A 16,566-nucleotide genomic window follows, 5' to 3' on the forward strand; every position below is an offset into this window, starting at 1 on the left:
CCGCTCATGCTGGCGAGTGCATGCCCGGCGGGCAAGAGGCAATAGGTTACCGATACCGGTCGACCAGGCTCAGCAGCGCCCGGACCGCGGCCGTGGGGCGGCGGGCCGAGGCGGTGGCCACGGCGAACGTCCAGCGCAGGTCGGTGGTGACGGGCACGACCCGCAGGCCGGGCTCGTCCGGCACGGAGAAGCGCGGGATGAGCGCGATGCCGAGGCCTTCGCGGACGTACTGCCGCACGGTCGCGATGTCGGCGACCTCGAGGGCGACCCGCCGGTGCAGGCCCGCGGCCGCGAACCCGCGGTCGACCTCGGTCCGGTTGCCGTAGCCGGGCGGCGAGTCCACGAACGGCTCGTCGGCCAGGTCGGCCAGGGTGAGCTCCGGGCGCTCGGCGAGCCGGTGGGCTACAGGCAGTACCCCCACAATCGGCTCTTCAGCGAGAATCCGGCAGGACAGGCCGGGCGGTGTGCGACCCGGCAGCGACAGGAACGCGACGTCGAGCTCCCCGTCGGCGAGGCTCGCTGCCAGGCCCGCCGAACCGGTCGGAGCGGCCCGCAGGCGCAGGTCGACGGCCGGGTGGTCGGCGCGGAACCGGCCGAGGAGGCGGGGCAGGTCGACGAACGGCACCGAGATCAGGGTGCCGATGCGCAGGGTGCCGCGCAGGCCGCCGCGGACCTCCTGGACCGCGTCGCGGGCCGCCTGGGCCGCGTCGATCGTGGCCCGGGCCTCCGGCAGCAGGGCGGCCCCGGCGTCGGTCAGCGTGACCCGCTGCGAGCTGCGCTCGAACAGCCGCGCGCCGAGCTCCCGCTCCAGGGTGCGCACGGCCGCGGAGACTCCCGACTGCACGACCCGCAGCCGCTGCGCCGCGCGCGTGAAATTGCGCTCCTCGGCGACGGTCACGAAGTACACCAGATGCCGCAGCTCCATCATGTTTGGTGATGCTATCCAGCACGAAGATTCGTTGGCGGTGCTGGTCCCGGCGAGGGAACCTGCCATCATGACCATCGTGGAGACCCGCCCGGCCCCGGCCGGGGCACCGACCGACCGCCGCCGCCGCTTCAGCCATGAGCAGGGGTTCTGGGCGATCGCGGCCGCGTTCGCCGTGTCCCTCGCGTTCACCGTCGTCCCGACCCCGCTGTGGGCGATCTACCAGCGGCACGACGGATACTCCACGATCGCCGTGACCATCGCCTTCGCCGCCTACGCGTTCGGCGTCATCGTGTCACTGTTCCTCGCCGGCCACGTGTCCGACTGGCTCGGCCGGCGCCGGGTCCTGCTCCCGGCCGTGCTCCTGGAGGTGATCGCGGCCGCGCTGTTCCTGACCTCGACCGGCTTCGCCGTGGTGATCGCCGCCCGGGTCCTGTCCGGCCTGGGCATCGGCATGATCACGGCGACGGCCACCGCGCACCTGTCGGAGCTGCACGCGAAGGCCCGCCCGGACGCGTCCCGGGCCCGCGGCGACCTGGTGGCGACGGTGGCCAACCTCGGCGGGTTCGCGCTCGGCCCGGTCGCGTCCGGCCTCCTGGCCGAGTACGTGGGGGCGCCGCTGCGCACGCCGTACCTGGTATTCCTGGGCCTGCTGCTCCTGGCCGCGCTGGCCGTGGCCCTGGCGCCGGAGACGGTCGCCGTCGAGTCGCGCCGATACCGCCCGCAGCGCGTCGGCGTGCCCGCGGCCGCCCGCCCCCGCTACTTCGCCGCCGCGACCGGTGCGTTCGCCGCGCTGTCGGTCCTCGGCCTGTTCACGTCCCTGGCCCCGGCGTTCGTCGCCGGCACCCTGCACCACCCGTCCCGCGCGCTGGCCGGTGCGGTCGCCTCGCTGGTCTTCGCCTCCGGCGCGGCCGCGCAGATCCTGCTGCGGCACCGGTCGATCCGGGGCACGCTCGGCACCGGCCTGGCCCTGATCGTCCTCGGCCTGGCCACGGTGACGGCCGCGGTGTGGGCCGAGTCGCTGCCCGCGTTCCTGACCGGCGGCGTCCTGGCCGGAGCGGGCGCGGGCGCGCTGCTGAAGGGCGCGATCTCCACGGTCGTCGGCCTGGCCCCGCCCGAGATCCGCGGCGAGTCCCTGGCCGGGCTGTTCCTGGGCGGGTACCTCGGCCTGGCCGTCCCCGTCCTCGGCCTGGGCGTGCTGACGCAGCTGGTCAGCGCCCCCGTCGCCCTGCTCGGCTTCGCGGCCGCGATCACCTTCCTGGTGGCCGTCGTCAGCCGCCCGCTGCTGCGCCGCTGAGCTTCGCGTTGGCGTCCCCACGGGTCTTGGCCACGTGCTCGGCGATGGCCTTGACCGTGGGGCTGGTGCCGTTGGCGAGCTCGGACCCGGCCAGGTTGGTCAGCTGGGTGAGATGCTCGCGGAGGACGGCGGTGGCCTGCTTCTCGAAGTCCGCACCGGTACCGGCCTGCAGCGCCTCGAGCCGGTCGGCGTCGACGAGCCCCGGCATCTTGTGGCCCTTGTGCGGGCTGTCCGTGGGGAGGCCGGCCTGGTCGGAGAGCGCTTTGAGCCGGGGCAGCTCCGCGGCGTACACCCCTTGCAACTCCACCGCGACGGCGACCAGCCCGGGGTCGGACGCCTTGGCCTTGACCAGCTCCAGCACCGGCAGCAACTGCTCGTCCATGGGGATCATGAGCTCGACCCAGGCCAGGTCCGTCCCCCCGAACTCGGACACGGCAACCCCCGGCGCAGCCGCCGCCGGCGGCGGCCCGGACTCGGCCGACCCCCCACAACCGCCCAGCAGGCCGCCCAGCAGGCCGCCCAGAGCCAGCACGGCGAGCGGCGACAGGAGTCGTCGTCGGAACGTTCGAAGTCGCATGGCGGTGCGGCCTCCTCTGCCCGGTGTGCAATTGTCGTGTCCTGACGAGTGTGGCTGAGAGAGCGCTTTCTCGAACCCGGCCCGCCCGATTTGGCGCACACCGCCGCCACCGGCGGCGGTCAGCTCGAGCGCGTCCTTGCCTCGCGCGCGGCCGGCTCCGGCGCGTCCGTTCCTTGCGTCGACTCGTGCCTCCGTACCCGTTCCCTGCGGCGGTCGGCTCCGGCGTGCCGGTCGCTTGCGGCGGTCGGCGCTGGTGGGTTCGTTTCCTTGCGACAGCCGGCGCTCTGGTGCGTTCGTCTCCTTTGTGGCGGCGGCGCTCTGGTGCGTTCGTCTCCTTTGTGGCGGCGGCGCTCTGGCGCGTTCGTCTTCTTTGCGGCGGGCGGCTCTGGCGCGTCTGTTCCTTGCGTCGCGTGCGCCTGGCTCGGGTGCGCCCGCTCGCACGGGCGCGCCCGGTGGCGGGAACCCCAACCCGGTCACCGCCACAACGCCGGCGCGGATCACCCGGAGCGAACCGGCCGACCGCACCCTGAAGGCGCCGGAGCCAACGCTGATTCGCGGGCAGCCCCCGCCTGGATGACCACCCGGACCACCGTTGCCGGACACCTTCACCGGACGGTCCAGTCAGCCCCCGTCAGGCCCGCTGACCACTGAGCTGTCCGCCCCGGTGAGCGCTCTCCGCCGGCACCCGATCCTTTGGAGAGCGCTCTCCGTAGTCACCAGTTTCGTGGCTCACCAAGACCCTGTCAACACCGATCAGCCCTCTTGAACCCACTCTCATCCGCCACGAGGGAGAGCGCTCTCCGGATTACATTGATGCCGACCTCTCACCCTCAGGTCAGCGCCGGGGGGACGGGTCAGCGGATCTCGCGCAGGGCGTGGGCCGCCATCGCGTACATCTCGGGCGTGCCGGTCACGTCGACAGCGATCGCGGCGGCCATGCACAGCGCCCAGCCCCTCCCCCGCTGCCAGGTATCTTCGTCGACGTCGAGCGCGGCCCGGAAGCGGGCACGGGCCGGAGCGTCGAACACAAGCCACCCCGCGGCCAGATCGGTGGCCGGATCACCGGCGGTGAGGTCACCGAAGTCCAGCACCGCGGCCAGGAAACCATCGGCCCCCGTCAGCAGGTTGGCGGCGTGCAGGTCGCCGTGGACCCATTGCGGCGGTCCGGCCCAGGGCGATACCGCGGCGAGGTCGTTCCAAAGCTCCGACAGCTCCTGTGCAATCCGTCCGGACGCACCCCTCTCGGCCACCTCTTCGAACCGCTGACCCACCCCGTCGAACCGCTCCCCCACCCCGTCGAACCGCTCCCCCACCCCTTCGAACCGCCCGCCCACCTCATCAAACCGCCCGGTCACCATCTCGAACCGCTCCCCCATCGGCTGGAACCGCTCGCCCAACTTTCGGAACCGCTCGCCCATCACCTCGGACCGGGCAACCAGAGCCACGCCACGAACGGGATTGACGGGCGCGTCCACGGGCGCCGGCCGGTGCAGCGAGTTGAGGAACCCGGCCAACTGCTCAGCGAACACCCCGCGCTCCCCCACCGGCACCCGGGTGACCACGGTGCCGTCGATCCAAGCAGTGATGGTCCACGGATAGGGATACTCAGCAGACGGCCGCCCGATGCGCACCGGCGCCGGGATCGCAATCGGCAGAACCGGACCCAACTCCGGCAACCAACGCTGCTCATGCTCGATCAGAGCCGCCGCAATCCGCCGCCGCGGCACCCGCACCGCGAGGTCCGACCCGAGCCGGAAGATGGCGTTGTCCCACCCGTTCGCGACGAGCCGCAGCGGTCCGTCGAGATCAGCATGCTGGCCACGAACCAGGTTCCGCACAACGTCGACCGAGACCTCGATGTCAGCGTCCATCAACCCACCCAAGTTCCACAACGACACATTCAAGCCGACCGCCGGACGACAAGCTCCGGATCACACAACATCACGGATTCCACTCCGTCGCCGCCACCACCCCGACCAGGACCCACAACCAGCCTCCACCCCCAACTCACACCCGCCCCCAACCTGCACCGCGACGAGATGCGGCTCGTGGATGAAAGTCAGGCCTGTCCACACGAACTTAGTTCGCCACCATAATCAATGTTGAGTCGTCAACGTTGATGAAAATCAAGCTGCTGGCGGACAACCAGCGGCGCAGTGCAACACCGCACCGCGCGGCGCCGGCGCGGTCTGCCGCCTCTGTTGCAGCGTGGCATGGCGTGTGGCGGGTGCTGGCGGTTCGGGAGGTGCGGCTGGTGGATGAAAGTGCGGTTTGTGCATGCGAACTTAGTTCGTCGCCAAAATCGACGTTGGGTTGTCGATGTGGATGGAAATCAAGCTGACTGGCGGACTACCAGCTTCGGGTCGAAGATTACGGACTCCACGCGCAAGGCGGGGTCGTCGATTCGGGCCAGGACCAGGCGGGTTGTCTCCGCGGCCATGTCTTCCAGAGGGTGGCGGACAGTCGTCAGCTGCGGGCGGGCATCCAGAGCGGCGCTGCTGTCGTCGAAGCCGATCACCGCGACATCCTCCGGCACCCGCCGGTCCAGCGACCGTAGCGCCATGAGCGCGCCCTGCGCCATCAGGTCGTTGGCCACGAAGACGCCGTCCAGGTCCGGGTACTGCTTCATCAGCATCAACAGCGACGACTCCCCGGACTCGTAGGTGAAGCCGCCCTCGACGGTCGGGAACCAGGCGTGGCCGTGTCGCGCCAGGGCCTGGCGGAAGCCGGTCAGGCGGTCCTGGGAGGCGGGGACGTGCGCGGGGCCGGTGATCATGCCCAGGCGGGTGCAGCCGCGGGCCACGAGGTGGTCGGCGGCCAGGGCGCCGCCGGCGTCGTTGGCCAGGTCGACGTAGGAGATGGGGACGGGCTGGGCCGGGCGGCCGACCAGCGCGGCGGCGATCCCGGCGTCGCACAGCTGCTGCGGCAGGGTGTCCTCGGGGTGCAGGGAGAGCAGCACGGCGCCGTCGGCCTGGCCCTGGCCGAGGTCGCCGACGAGGCGGGTGCGGGCCTCCTGGGTGCCGACGATCTGCAGGGCCAGCTGGATGCCCTTGGGGCGCAGGACGCTCATCACGCCGCCGACGATGCGGCCGAAGAACGGGTCGGCGAAGAAGCGGCGCATGAACGGGTCGTCGTCGTGGGAGACAGAGTCCGAGACGACCAGGGCTACGGTGCCGCTGCGGCGGGTGACCAGGGAGCGGGCGGCGCGGTTGGGGACGTAGCCGGTGGCGTCGACGGCCTGCCACACGATCTCGTGCAGCTTCGGGTCGACGTTGCGCACGCCGTTGATGACCCGCGAGACGGTCGCGCGGGACACGCCCGCGGCCTCCGCCACGTCCTCCAAGGTCGGTCGCCGTTTGTCGCTCATCACGAAGGTTTATAGCACGGCCTACGGAAAGCGCTCTCCAGGCATTCGGCCCAGAGAGCGCTTTCACCGCACATCACATACCAAAGCACGAGCGCGAGGCGCACGAGCAGGGCAGCGCGCCAAGCACGACCTACGAGCGGTACACCCCGAACTCCCAGAGGGAGTAACCGTAGGCGGTCGCCCGCGTCTGGCCATTGATCCGGACGTACCGCGCGTTCCCGCTGACATTCACATCGTCGAACCCGCCGTCGCCGGACGTGGTCGTGTAGATCGTCGTCCAGTTGGCGTTGTCGTCGGAGGTCTGGATCTGGTAGCCCTTCGCGTACGCGTCCTCCCAGGCCAGGAACACCTTGTTGAACGCCTGCTTCGAGCCCAGGTCCACGGTGATCGACGCGGTGTCGACCCACTCGCTGGCCCACCGCGTGCCGTAGTTGCCGTCGACCGCGTAGGACGGCAACTGCGGGCCGTTGGTGCCGGTCGGCTGGTAGCTCGACGCCGTCGCCGTCTTGTTCAGGGCCAGGTTCGTCCCCGGGATCGAGGGCGCCACGACCTTGAACGAGCGGGTCTCGATGCCGACGTTGCCGAAGCCGTCGAACGCGTACACGTAGATCTTCCACACGCCCAGCTTCTCCGGCGCGGTGACCGAGAACGAGCTGCCGTTCTGCGTGAAGTTGACGTTGCGGAAGCCGGTGCCGCCGGTGATGTACTTGTCGCTGGCCATCAGGTTGTAGCGGATCGCGTCACCGTTGGGGTCGCTGGCGGCCACGTTGACCGTGAACTGGCTGCCCGCCGGGACGGCCGTCTGGTTGCTGACGGTCATCGAGGTGATCTGCGGGGCCGTGTTCGGCAGTGGAGTACCCGTGTAGGCCTGTTTCAAAGCACCGTAACCCAGCCGGCGCCAACCGCCGGGGTAGGTGTTCAGCCACACGCCGCCGAAGTCGTTCTCCAGGCCGTAGTGGAACTCGGTCACGCCGAGGGCCACGCCGGGGTGCGACTTGATGGCGTTCCAGCTGGCCGTGTACCCGTCGCGCTTCTGCAGGTCGGTCGGCTCGTTCGGCACCCCGTTGACGTCGTTGGGCACCTCCCACTCGCCGGACGGCCCGCCCTCGGTGACGATGTACGGCTTCGTGTACCCGCCGTTGATCCAGTCCTGCTTGATGTTGCCGATGGCGCCGTAGGAGTTGACGGCCAGCAGGTCCAGGTGCGGCGCGTTCGCCTTGTAGTACGGCCAGGCGCCGGTGTAGGCGTCGGTCGACGTCACCGGGTGGTTGGGGTCGGCCGCGTGGATGGCCACGGCGAGCTCGTCGACGAACTTGGCGTAGGCCACCCGCCGGGCCTCGACGTCGGCCGCGGACAGGCCGTGGTCCTGCATCGTGAGGATGACCTCGTTGCCGACGTCCCACAGCAGCACGCCCGGGTTGTTCTTGAGCGCGTTGACCCGGTTGACGACCTCGGTCTTCGTGGCGTTCTTGTAGGCGGTGTCGTTGACGTAGTCGGCGCCCTGGTTGAGCCAGTGCCCGACGACGACCTTCAGGCCCTGCTGGGCGGCCCGGTTGAGCAGCTCCGGGGTCTGCGCGTCGTCGACGCCCCAGGTCCGGATCGTGTTGACGCCCATGTTCTTCAGGTCGCGCACGTATCCGTCCGCGGCACCCTGCGGCGGCCCGTACGTGAGGCCCTTGACCTCCCACGGCTGGCCGTTGACCTGCAGCTGCCAGTTGCCCTGGCCGCCGGTCACCTTGACGACGCTCGGGCCGGCCGGGGTGGCCGGGTCGGTCATCGCGGCCGGGGCGGTGCCGGTCGACCTGGCCACGGTCACCGAGTCGACGGAGAGGACGCCGCCGGACGTCGTGGCGGGGGTGGGCGTGGTGAACCCGGCGATCGCGTTGGGCAGCGAGCCGCCGATCGACAGGTCGAAGCGCAGGTAGAAGCCGTGGTGGACGGCGTTGTTCCAGGCCGTCACGCCGACCTGGCTCTCCCGCACGACCCAGGACTGCTTCCCGTCGAGGTAGAAGCGGATCTCCTCGTCGGTCTTCGTCCGGTCGATCACCTGGGTGTACTCGTGATACCCGGTCTGGCACCCGACGCAGGACGCCAGCCCGGAGGAGCGGCCGTTGTACTCGCCGCACACGCCGTCGGGCGCGGTGCCGCAGTGCAGGGTCTGCGACAGCTGGCTGCGGCCGTTGACGTCGGTCATGATGTCGGTCTCGCCGACGCCCGGCCAGTTGTTGTAGTTGCCGCGGTACGCCGCGCCCGTGGCCCGGAAGCCCGGCCAGTACCCGGCCGCGTTGGCGACGTCCGGCTGCTTGACGAGGGCGGTGAACTTGACCTGCTCGCCCGGCGCGGCCTGGAAGTCGGTGCGCTGGGTCTCCAGCCGCCCGGAGGTCCAGTTGCCGGCCCCGTCGCGGATCGCCTTGATGTTGAGCTTCCCGGCCCCGTCGAGGTACACGTTGGCCGTGCTGTTGCTCGCGGTCTCGACCTCACCGGTGCCCCAGTTGGCGGCGCCGCCGGGGAACTGCGTGCCGGTGCGCAGGAGCCAGTTGGCCGCCGACGGCGAGGTGTTGGCGCCGCCGTCGAAGGTGTCCGTCCAGACCGTGGTCCAGTTCGTCGGGTCCGGCGACGTGGAGGTCGGCGGGGGCGAGCTCGGCGGGTTCGACGTCGTGCCGCCGCCGCCCGCGTAGACCTTGAACTCCCACAGCGAGTAGCCGTAGCCGCCCGGCCGCGCGGTGCCGTACATGCGGATGTAGCGGCCGGTGCCGGTCACCGGGATCGTCTGTGTGCCGCCGGTGCCGGTGGTCGTGGAGTAGACGTCCGTCCACGCGGTGCCGTTGGCCGACGTCTGGATCTGGAACGACTTGCCGTAGGCGGCCTCCCACTGCAGGACCACCTGGCAGATCGACCGCGACGAGCCCAGGTCGACCTGGAGCCACTGCGGGTCGCTGAAGGAGCTGCTCCAGCGGGTGCCGGCGTCACCGTCGACCGCGTACTGCGGGCCGTTGCCGGCGCCCTCCGACGACGACGCCGTGGCCGTCTTGCCCTGGGCCACGTTGGCCGTGGTGTCGCAGGCGCCGCCGGTCGGGTTGGTGCCGCCGATCGTGCCGAAGACCTGGAACTCGTACAGCGAGTAGCCGTAGCCGGAGCCGCGGACCGTGCCGTACATCCGGACGTACCGCCCGCTGCCGGTCACGCTGAGCGTCTGCTCGCCGCCGGTGCCGGTGGTCGTGCTGTAGATGTTCGTCCAGTTCTGGTCGTCGGCCGAGGTCTGGATCTGGAAGGCCTTGCCGTAGGCGCCCTCCCAGCTCAGCTTGACCTGGCTGATCGTGGCGGTCCCGCCGAGGTCGATGCGGATCCACTGCGGGTCGCTCCACTGGCTGCTCCAGCGGGTGCCCGCGTTGCCGTCGTTGACGAAACTGGCCGCGACGTCGGGGGCCTGGTCCGAGGAGGACGTGACGGGCTTGCCCTGGGAGATCAGGCCGTCGGCGGCGCGCGCGAAGGGCGCGACCACGACGGCGACGGCGGCGACGACGGCGAGCACCAGAACGATGCGCCATCGCGAGGTCAGGATTCTCCGCCAAGCGGGGGCGGGCGTGTGCGCCGGATGCACGAGGAGGCTCCTTGCGGGGTGTGGTGGAGAGCGCTATGGCGGCGGTTTGGAGAGCGCTCTCCGATTGCACGCAGTGTTGCCCCGCCATTTCCGTCATGTCAAGGGCCGAAGGACCCAGCGGGGGTACTTTGGCCCGCCCGCGACGCCACCAGACCTTGACAGCGCGCACAGCCGGTCGCAGTCTGGTCACACAGTTTGGAGAGCGCTCTCCAAACCTCCGAAGGGGTTGATGTGTGTGAGCACGACGGCGGTCCAGGCCCAGCCGGCCCGGCTGACCTTTCCCTCAACGTTCTGGTGGGGCGCCGCCACGGCCGCATACCAGATCGAGGGCTCCGTGGACGCCGACGGCCGCACCCCGTCGATCTGGGACACGTTCGCGGCCCAGCCGGGCCGGATCGCGGGCGGTGACACCGGTGCCGTGTCGACCGGGCACTACGAGCGGTTCCGCGAGGACGTCAAGCTCATGGCCGAGCTGGGCCTGTCCGCGTACCGGTTCTCGATCGCCTGGCCCCGCATCCGCCCGGCCGGCGGCCACGGCGTCAACGAGGCCGGTCTGGACTTCTACGACCGCCTGGTCGACGAGCTCCTGACCGCCGGCATCCGCCCGGTCGCCACCCTCTACCACTGGGACCTGCCCCAGGAGCTCGAGGACACCGGCGGCTGGACGAACCGCGAGACGGCCCTGCGCTTCGCCGACTACGCCGCCGTCATGGGCGCCCGCCTCGGGGACCGGGTGGCCATGTGGAACACGCTCAACGAGCCGTGGTGCTCGGCGTTCCTCGGCTACGGCACCGGCGGGCACGCCCCCGGCCGCCGCGGCCACGTCGGCGCTCTGACCGCCACCCACCATCTGCTCCTGGCGCACGGCCTGGGGATCGAGGCGCTGCGCGCGTCCGGGGCCACCGGTCAGCTGTCGGTCGCCCTGAACGCCGGGGCCGTCCGCCCGCTCACCGGCAGCGCCGAGGACGCCGACGCCGCCCGCCGCATCGACGGCCTGCTGAACCGGATCTTCTTCGACCCGATCCTGCTCGGCGCCTACCCGGCCGACACCGTCGAGGACACCCGGGACCTGACCGACTGGCACTTCGTCCACCCGGGCGACCTGGCGGCGATCTCGGCCCCGGTCGACGCGATCTGCGTGAACTACTACCAGCCGGACCTGGTCAGCGCCGCCCCGCCGGGCGTGCTCGACCACGGCACCTGCTACCCGACCGCGCAGCACGTGCAGTTTCACCCCACGCCGGGCCCGGTGACGCACATGGGCTGGTCCGTCGACCCGACCGGGCTGCGCGACCTGCTGCTGCGCATCCGCCGCGACTACGGCGACCGCCCGCTGTACGTGACCGAGAACGGGGCCGCCTACGACGACCGGCCCGGCCCCGACGGCGGCATCGACGACCCGGAGCGCATCGCCTACCTGCGCGGGCACCTGGCCGCGGTCCACGAGGCGATCGCGGCCGGCGTCGACCTGCGCGGCTACTTCGTGTGGTCGCTGCTGGACAACTTCGAGTGGGCGTTCGGGTTCAGCCGCCGCTTCGGCCTGATCCGCGTCGACTACGAGACCCTCGAGCGCACGATCAAGGGCAGCGGCCGCTGGTACTGCGAGGCCATCGCCACCAACGGCTTCGAGGTCGCTACCGCGGAGGCTCCGGACGCGATGGATCGCTGACGGCCGGCCGGGTCAGGGCCGAGCCGATCCCGACCGCGAGGGCGCCCGCCGCGACCCAGGTGTCCACGTCGTCCGGGCCGATGCCGCCGGTCGGCACGCAGCGCAGGTCCGGCAGCGCCTCCAGCACGCCGGCGAGGGCGCGCGGGGTCCACAGCGTGGCCGGGAAGATCTTCACGGCGGTCGCGCCCCACCGCGTCGCCCGCCACATCTCGGTCGGGGTGGCGCAGCCGGGTATGGCGGCCAGCCCACCGTCGCGGGCGGCGGCGATCACGGACCGGTCGAGCGTCGGGGCGATGACGAAGCGAGCCCCGGCGGCCGCGGCCCGGGCGGCGTCGGCGGGGCTGAGGACCGTACCCACGCCGATTGTCACGTCGTCCCGGCCGGCGCACTCCTCGGCCAGCGACTCGATCGCCGTCCACGCGCCCGGGGTGGTCAGCGAGATCTCGACGACCCGCAGCCCGGCGGCGAGCAGGTCCCGGGCCCGCCGGAGCGCGGTGCCGGCGTCGGGCGCCCGCACGATGGCGACGATCCGGTGCCGCCGCAGCGCCTCGAGTACCTCGTCCTCAGCGGTCAACGTCGTCTCCTCCGGTGGACAGCAGCCGGTCGCGCTCGGCCGGGGTGGGCAGGCCGGCGATGTCGGTGGGCACGGCGACCACGAGCGCGGCGACCGCGGCGGCCTCGCGCAACGCGTCGGCCGGGGGTAGGCCGCGCAGCCGGGCCGACAGCCAGCCCGCGGTGAAGGCGTCGCCGGCGCCGACCGGGTCGAGCGCGGAGACCGGGCTCGCGGCGGCGTGGACGGTGCCCGCGGCGGTGGTCGCCGTCGCACCGGCCGCGCCGTGGGTGACGACGACCGTGGTGGTGCGGCCGGACAGCAGGCCGGCCGGGTCCGTGCGGGCGTCCGGGGCCAGACCCAGCCGGCGGAGCTCCTCGCCGCTGAGCAGCAGGGTGTCCATCCGGCCGGCGAAGCGGGCATACATGCGCCGCCAGTCCTCGGCAGCGGCCAGCCGCAGCCGGACGTTGGGGTCGAAGGCGACCGGGACGCCCGCCGCCGACGCGGCCGCGATGAGGCGGTCGGTGAAGTCGGCGGCCGATGGCGAGAGCATCGCCGTGATGCCGGAGACGAACACCATCCGGGCCGTGGCGACGCGGGCCTCGTCGACGTCGGCCGGAGCGAGGGCGGTGGCCGCGCTGCCGGTGCGGTAGTAGGCGACGGAGACAGGGCGGCCCCCGGCCGGCCGGTCGCGCAGGAGCAGGCCGGTCGGGCGCCGCGGATCGGTGTGCAGGGCGGTGACGTCGACACCCTCGGCGCGCAGGGTGTCGCGGACCCACCCACCGGCGGCGTCGGCGCCGACCCGGCCGCAGAAGGCGACCGTGTGCCCCAGGCGGGCCAGGCCGATCGCGACGTTGCTCTCCGACCCGGCGACGCTGCGCGCGAACCGCTCGGCCCGCCCCAGCGGCACCGCGTCCTCGGCCAGCAGCAGCGCCATCGCCTCACCGGCGGTCAGGACATCCACGGGCGGCGCTACCAGTCCGCGTCGTTGAGGCGGCGGGCGCGGACGAAGTCCTCGTCGACCTCGACGCCGATGCCGGGGCCGGCCGGTACGGCGACGGTGCCGTCCGGGTCGAGGCGCAGGTGCTCGCGGGCCACGCCGCGGCTGAGCACGCTCTGCGCGACGTTGAACTCGACCCAGGTCGCCGCGGGCAGGGCGGCCAGGAAGTGCAGGCTGTAGCCGTGCAGCAGGTCGGTGAGCCAGGAGTGGGTGACGATCTCGCGGTCCGGCGCGGCCGCCGCGACCTGCGTGGCGACGGTGAGGCCGCCGCAGCGGGACAGGTCGGGCTGCAGCACGTCGACACCGGCCTCCTCCACGAGCCGCCGGAAGTCCCAGATCGTCGACTGCTGCTCGCCGGCCGCGAACCGCAGACTCGGGAACTCGGTCTTCAGTTCGCAGTACACCCGCGGCGTTTCGGGGTGGACGAAGTCCTCGACCCAGTATGGGCGCACCTCGTCGAGCAGAGCCAGCATCGCCTCGGTCTGGCGGCGGTCGCGGACGCGGGCCCGGTCGCCGTCGTGGACGTACCAGCCGGGGTCGACCATCAGCGCGCGGTCGGCGGGCAGCGCCTCGGTGATCGCGGCCAGGTTGTCGCGGTCGCGGGCGGGGTCGACGCCGAAGCCGCCCCAGCCGAACTTGACGCCCCGGAAGCCGAGGTCCACGTAGCGGGCGGCGGCGGCCGCGTTGTCGTGCGGGGTCTTGCGGAACAGGGTGGAGGCGTAGGCCGGCAGCCGGTCCCGGCGCCGCCCACCGAGGGTGGTCGCGAGGTCGACCCCGGCGGCCTGGGCCCGGATCGACCACAGGCAGTTGTCGACGGCCGACATGGCGTGCATGACCACGCCCCGGCGGCCGTAGTAGGCGGTGGCGAGGTACAGCTCGTCCCACAGCCGCTCCGGCTGCAGCGGGTCGCGGCCGATGAGCTCCTCGGCCAGGGTCCGGAAGCCCAGGCCGCTCATGCCGGTGCCCTGCAGCACCGGTACCGCCGCCGGCCCGAACGTCTCCACGTCGGACCAGCCGGCCAGGCCCTCGTCGGTGCCGACGCGCACGAGCAGGAGCCGGTCGCCCTGGTCGGTGGCCTCGGCCGCGCCGTCGTGGGAGCCGTAGCGCTCGTCGCCGCCGAGCAGGATCGGCGTGACGCTGGTGATCTTCATACGCCCTCCTCGGACAGCGGGCCGGACTCGGACAGCGGGCCGGACTCGGACAGCGGGCCGGGCAGGTCGGTCGGCCACGGGATGCGCCGCTCGGCCAGGCACGGCCGGAACGCCTCGGCGTGCGCCACCATGAGCCGGGCCCCCGTGCGGTGGGTCTCCGCGGCCATCTCGTCGGCGTAGTCGTAGCCGCGCAGCCGCCGCATGACCGCCATCTGGCTGTCGTGCCGGCGGATCAGCTCGCTCTTCTCGGCGACGTGGGCCGCGGAGAGCTCGACGAAGTGCGTCGGTTCGAAGCCGTAGCCTTCGCCGGGGTGCGCGTACAGCACTCGCGGTACCGATGGAAGCGCCGCGACGGCCGGCTCGAAGGACGCCAGGTTGACGAAGAGCGCGGCGTCGGTGACGGCCTTCGCGGTGACGACGTGGTCGTCGTTGTAGTCGCTGGTCCAGTGGGTGATGATCAGCTCCGAGCCGAGCCGGCGCAGCGCCGCGATGAGGTCCCGGCGCAGGGCCGCGTCGCCGGTGGTGAAGCCGTCCTCCCGGCCCAGGCACAGGTACTGCGCGTCGAACCGCTCGGCCACCGCCCGCATCTCGCGCTCGCGGACCGCCGCCGCCGGTTCGCCGTCCGGCCCGCCGAACGGCAGCCCGCCCCCGCCGTCGGTGACGCACACGAAGCCGATGCGGTGGCCGCGGGCGTGCAGCCGCAGCAGCGTGCCGAGGCAGCGCATCTCGTCGTCCTGGTGGGCGAAGACGCAGGTGACGTTCACGCCGCACCGCCGGGCAGCCGGGCGAGGGAGGCGCCGAGGCCGCCGTCGACGGTGAGGAAGCTGCCGGAGACGTAGCCGGCCTCGTCGGAACAGACGTAGCCGACCGCGGCCGCGACGTCCTCGGCGGTGCCGAACCGGCCCAGTGGCAGCAGCGCGGCGACCCGGTCGAGGTGCCCGTCGCCGTAGAGGCCGGCCTCCCCGGCGGTGCGGATCCAGCCGGGGACGACGGCGTTGACCCGGATGCGCCGGGGCGCCCACTCGTGGGCCAGGGTCCGCACGATCTGGGCCAGGGCGCCGTGCGCGGCGTTGTAGCCGACGCAGTCCGGGAACGGCACGGTGGCGTGCAGGGAGCCGATCGCGACCAGCGACGCGCCGGCCGCGAGGGCCTCGGCCGCGACCAGCCCGCGGAACAGGCTCAGCGCCGCGAGCGGGCCGACGGCCAGGCTGCGCTCGACGCTCGCCCGCGTGACCGTCACGGCCGGCGCGTGCTCCTCGAACGCGACGGCGTGCACGACCGCGCCGACCGGCCCGATGCCCGCCGCCGCGGCCACCACGGTGTCGGCGAAGGCCGGGTCGGCGGCGTCCGCGGTCAGGGTTCGCGCCCAGCCGGCCGGCGCGACGCGGGCCGGGTCGCGGTCCACGCACAGCACCGCGCCGTGGGTGCGGGCCAGCCGCCGGGCGCAGGCACCCCCGATGTCACCGCCCGCGCCGACGACGACCGCGACCCGGTCAGGCATCGTCGACCGCCGCGCGCAGCAGGTCCATCAGCCGGTTGATCTCCTCCGTCATCTGGGCGTCGGCGGGCTCGCCGGTGGGGCCGCGCATCACCGCGCTGGGCAGGACTCCCTGCCGTACCAGCGAATGCTTTTCGACGTTGACGAACAGGTCGAGGGACGTCTGCTGGGAGACGAGCATGGCCAGGGGTCCGGAGATCCGGTAGGCCCGGGCGTAGTCCCCGGCGGTCAGGGCCCGCCACAGCGCGGACAGGGCCCACACGGTCTCGCCGGCCGGCATCGTGCCGACGGCGCCGCGGCGGAAGCTGTCGATGAGGTACAGCCCGCCGGTCCCCTCGAACACGCGGGCCCGGCCGCCGGTGGCGTCGAGCAGGGTGGTGAGCCGCGGCCCGATCGGCGGGGCCTCGGGTTTGAACATCACGCGGTCGCCGTATTCGGCGTGCAGCCGCGCCTGCAGCGGGATCGACAGCGAGGTGCCGACGTAGCCGCTGGCGTCCTGCACGACCAGCGGCACGTCGACCGCCTCGACGATCGCGCCGAAGTAGCCGAACAGTTCGTCGTCGCCGGCCGGGTGCAGGGCCGGCGGCGCCGCCATCAGGGCCGTGGCGCCGCAGGCGGCGGCGTGCTTGGCGTGGCGGACGGCGACGACGGTCGACTCGGCGCCGACGCTGATGACCGAGTGGCCCCGGCCGTCGGCCAGCTTGCAGGCCAGCCGGGCCACGTCGTCGCGCTCCTCGGAGGACAGCCGCAGCACCTCGGAGACCATGCCGAACACGACGCCGTCGGCGCCGTTGGCGAACAGCCAGTCGAACTGCCGTTCCAGCGCCGCCCGGTCGACGGCCCCGTCGGCGGTGAACGGGGTTTGGAACACGGCCAGGACGCCACCGAGGGCCACGCCCATCGTTCCTCCTTGTTGCGGTGAGAAAAACTG

At 72.5% G+C, this 16,566-nt stretch carries 13 protein-coding genes; 2 read left to right on the forward strand and 11 right to left on the reverse strand.

Annotated elements, in window-relative coordinates; all coding sequences use genetic code 11:
• Positions 1-46: 46 nt before the first annotated feature.
• Positions 47-928, reverse strand: a complete 882-nt coding sequence (locus ACIA8L_RS21390) for a LysR family transcriptional regulator (protein ID WP_395907035.1) — start codon at positions 926-928, stop codon at positions 47-49.
• 67 nt (positions 929-995) lie between these two features.
• On the opposite strand from ACIA8L_RS21390, the gene ACIA8L_RS21395 reads away from it, so the two are divergent.
• Positions 996-2,222 carry an MFS transporter gene (locus ACIA8L_RS21395; protein WP_395907037.1) on the forward strand — a complete coding sequence of 409 codons (1,227 nt, stop codon included), beginning with the start codon at positions 996-998 and terminating at the stop codon, positions 2,220-2,222.
• On the opposite strand, the gene ACIA8L_RS21400 is transcribed toward ACIA8L_RS21395, so the two are convergent.
• The 4 genes from ACIA8L_RS21400 to ACIA8L_RS21415 all read right to left on the reverse strand — a co-directional run bounded on the left by ACIA8L_RS21400 (position 2,197) and on the right by ACIA8L_RS21415 (position 9,767).
• Positions 2,197-2,799: a DUF305 domain-containing protein gene (locus tag ACIA8L_RS21400; protein WP_395907039.1), complete on the reverse strand. Its 603-nt coding sequence runs from the start codon at positions 2,797-2,799 to the stop codon at positions 2,197-2,199. The two genes, ACIA8L_RS21395 and ACIA8L_RS21400, sit on opposite strands and share 26 nt — an antisense overlap.
• Before the next feature lie 854 nt (positions 2,800-3,653).
• A complete protein-coding gene (locus ACIA8L_RS21405) occupies positions 3,654-4,670 on the reverse strand; it encodes an aminoglycoside phosphotransferase family protein (protein ID WP_395907041.1) in 1,017 nt (338 codons plus the stop codon).
• Positions 4,671-5,131: 461 nt separating this feature from the next.
• Positions 5,132-6,166 (reverse strand): LacI family DNA-binding transcriptional regulator, encoded by a 1,035-nt coding sequence (locus ACIA8L_RS21410; protein WP_395907043.1) that lies wholly within the window; start codon positions 6,164-6,166, stop codon positions 5,132-5,134.
• 130 nt (positions 6,167-6,296) lie between these two features.
• Positions 6,297-9,767, reverse strand: a complete 3,471-nt coding sequence (locus ACIA8L_RS21415) for a discoidin domain-containing protein (protein WP_395907045.1) — start codon at positions 9,765-9,767, stop codon at positions 6,297-6,299.
• A 229-nt stretch (positions 9,768-9,996) separates the two neighbouring features.
• Between ACIA8L_RS21415 and ACIA8L_RS21420 the strand changes: the two genes are divergently transcribed.
• Complete coding sequence (locus ACIA8L_RS21420; protein WP_395907047.1) at positions 9,997-11,436, forward strand: GH1 family beta-glucosidase; 1,440 nt, start codon at positions 9,997-9,999, stop codon at positions 11,434-11,436.
• Here ACIA8L_RS21420 and ACIA8L_RS21425 read toward each other — a convergent pair.
• From ACIA8L_RS21425 to ACIA8L_RS21450, 6 genes are read right to left on the reverse strand one after another with little or no spacing between them, the layout of a single operon-like run.
• Positions 11,402-12,010 carry a bifunctional 4-hydroxy-2-oxoglutarate aldolase/2-dehydro-3-deoxy-phosphogluconate aldolase gene (locus tag ACIA8L_RS21425; RefSeq protein WP_395907049.1) on the reverse strand — a complete coding sequence of 203 codons (609 nt, stop codon included), beginning with the start codon at positions 12,008-12,010 and terminating at the stop codon, positions 11,402-11,404. The genes ACIA8L_RS21420 and ACIA8L_RS21425 overlap by 35 nt on opposite strands.
• Positions 12,000-12,950, reverse strand: a complete 951-nt coding sequence (locus ACIA8L_RS21430; protein WP_395907051.1) for a sugar kinase — start codon at positions 12,948-12,950, stop codon at positions 12,000-12,002. Before ACIA8L_RS21430 ends, ACIA8L_RS21425 begins: the two co-directional genes overlap by 11 nt.
• A gap of 8 nt (positions 12,951-12,958) precedes the next feature.
• Positions 12,959-14,137, reverse strand: a complete 1,179-nt coding sequence (locus ACIA8L_RS21435; RefSeq protein ID WP_395907053.1) for a mandelate racemase/muconate lactonizing enzyme family protein — start codon at positions 14,135-14,137, stop codon at positions 12,959-12,961.
• Positions 14,134-14,901: a PIG-L deacetylase family protein gene (locus ACIA8L_RS21440; RefSeq protein WP_395907055.1), complete on the reverse strand. Its 768-nt coding sequence runs from the start codon at positions 14,899-14,901 to the stop codon at positions 14,134-14,136. Before ACIA8L_RS21440 ends, ACIA8L_RS21435 begins: the two co-directional genes overlap by 4 nt.
• On the reverse strand, positions 14,898-15,638 hold the full coding sequence (locus tag ACIA8L_RS21445; protein ID WP_395907057.1) for an SDR family NAD(P)-dependent oxidoreductase: 741 nt from the start codon (positions 15,636-15,638) through the stop codon (positions 14,898-14,900). The genes ACIA8L_RS21440 and ACIA8L_RS21445 overlap by 4 nt, the downstream gene beginning before the upstream one ends.
• Positions 15,631-16,536: a dihydrodipicolinate synthase family protein gene (locus ACIA8L_RS21450; RefSeq protein ID WP_395907059.1), complete on the reverse strand. Its 906-nt coding sequence runs from the start codon at positions 16,534-16,536 to the stop codon at positions 15,631-15,633. The genes ACIA8L_RS21445 and ACIA8L_RS21450 overlap by 8 nt, the downstream gene beginning before the upstream one ends.
• Positions 16,537-16,566: the final 30 nt, after the last annotated feature.

Origin of the sequence: Dactylosporangium sp. NPDC051541 (assembly GCF_044454505.1) — a bacterium.
Lineage (GTDB): Bacteria > Actinomycetota > Actinomycetes > Mycobacteriales > Micromonosporaceae > Dactylosporangium.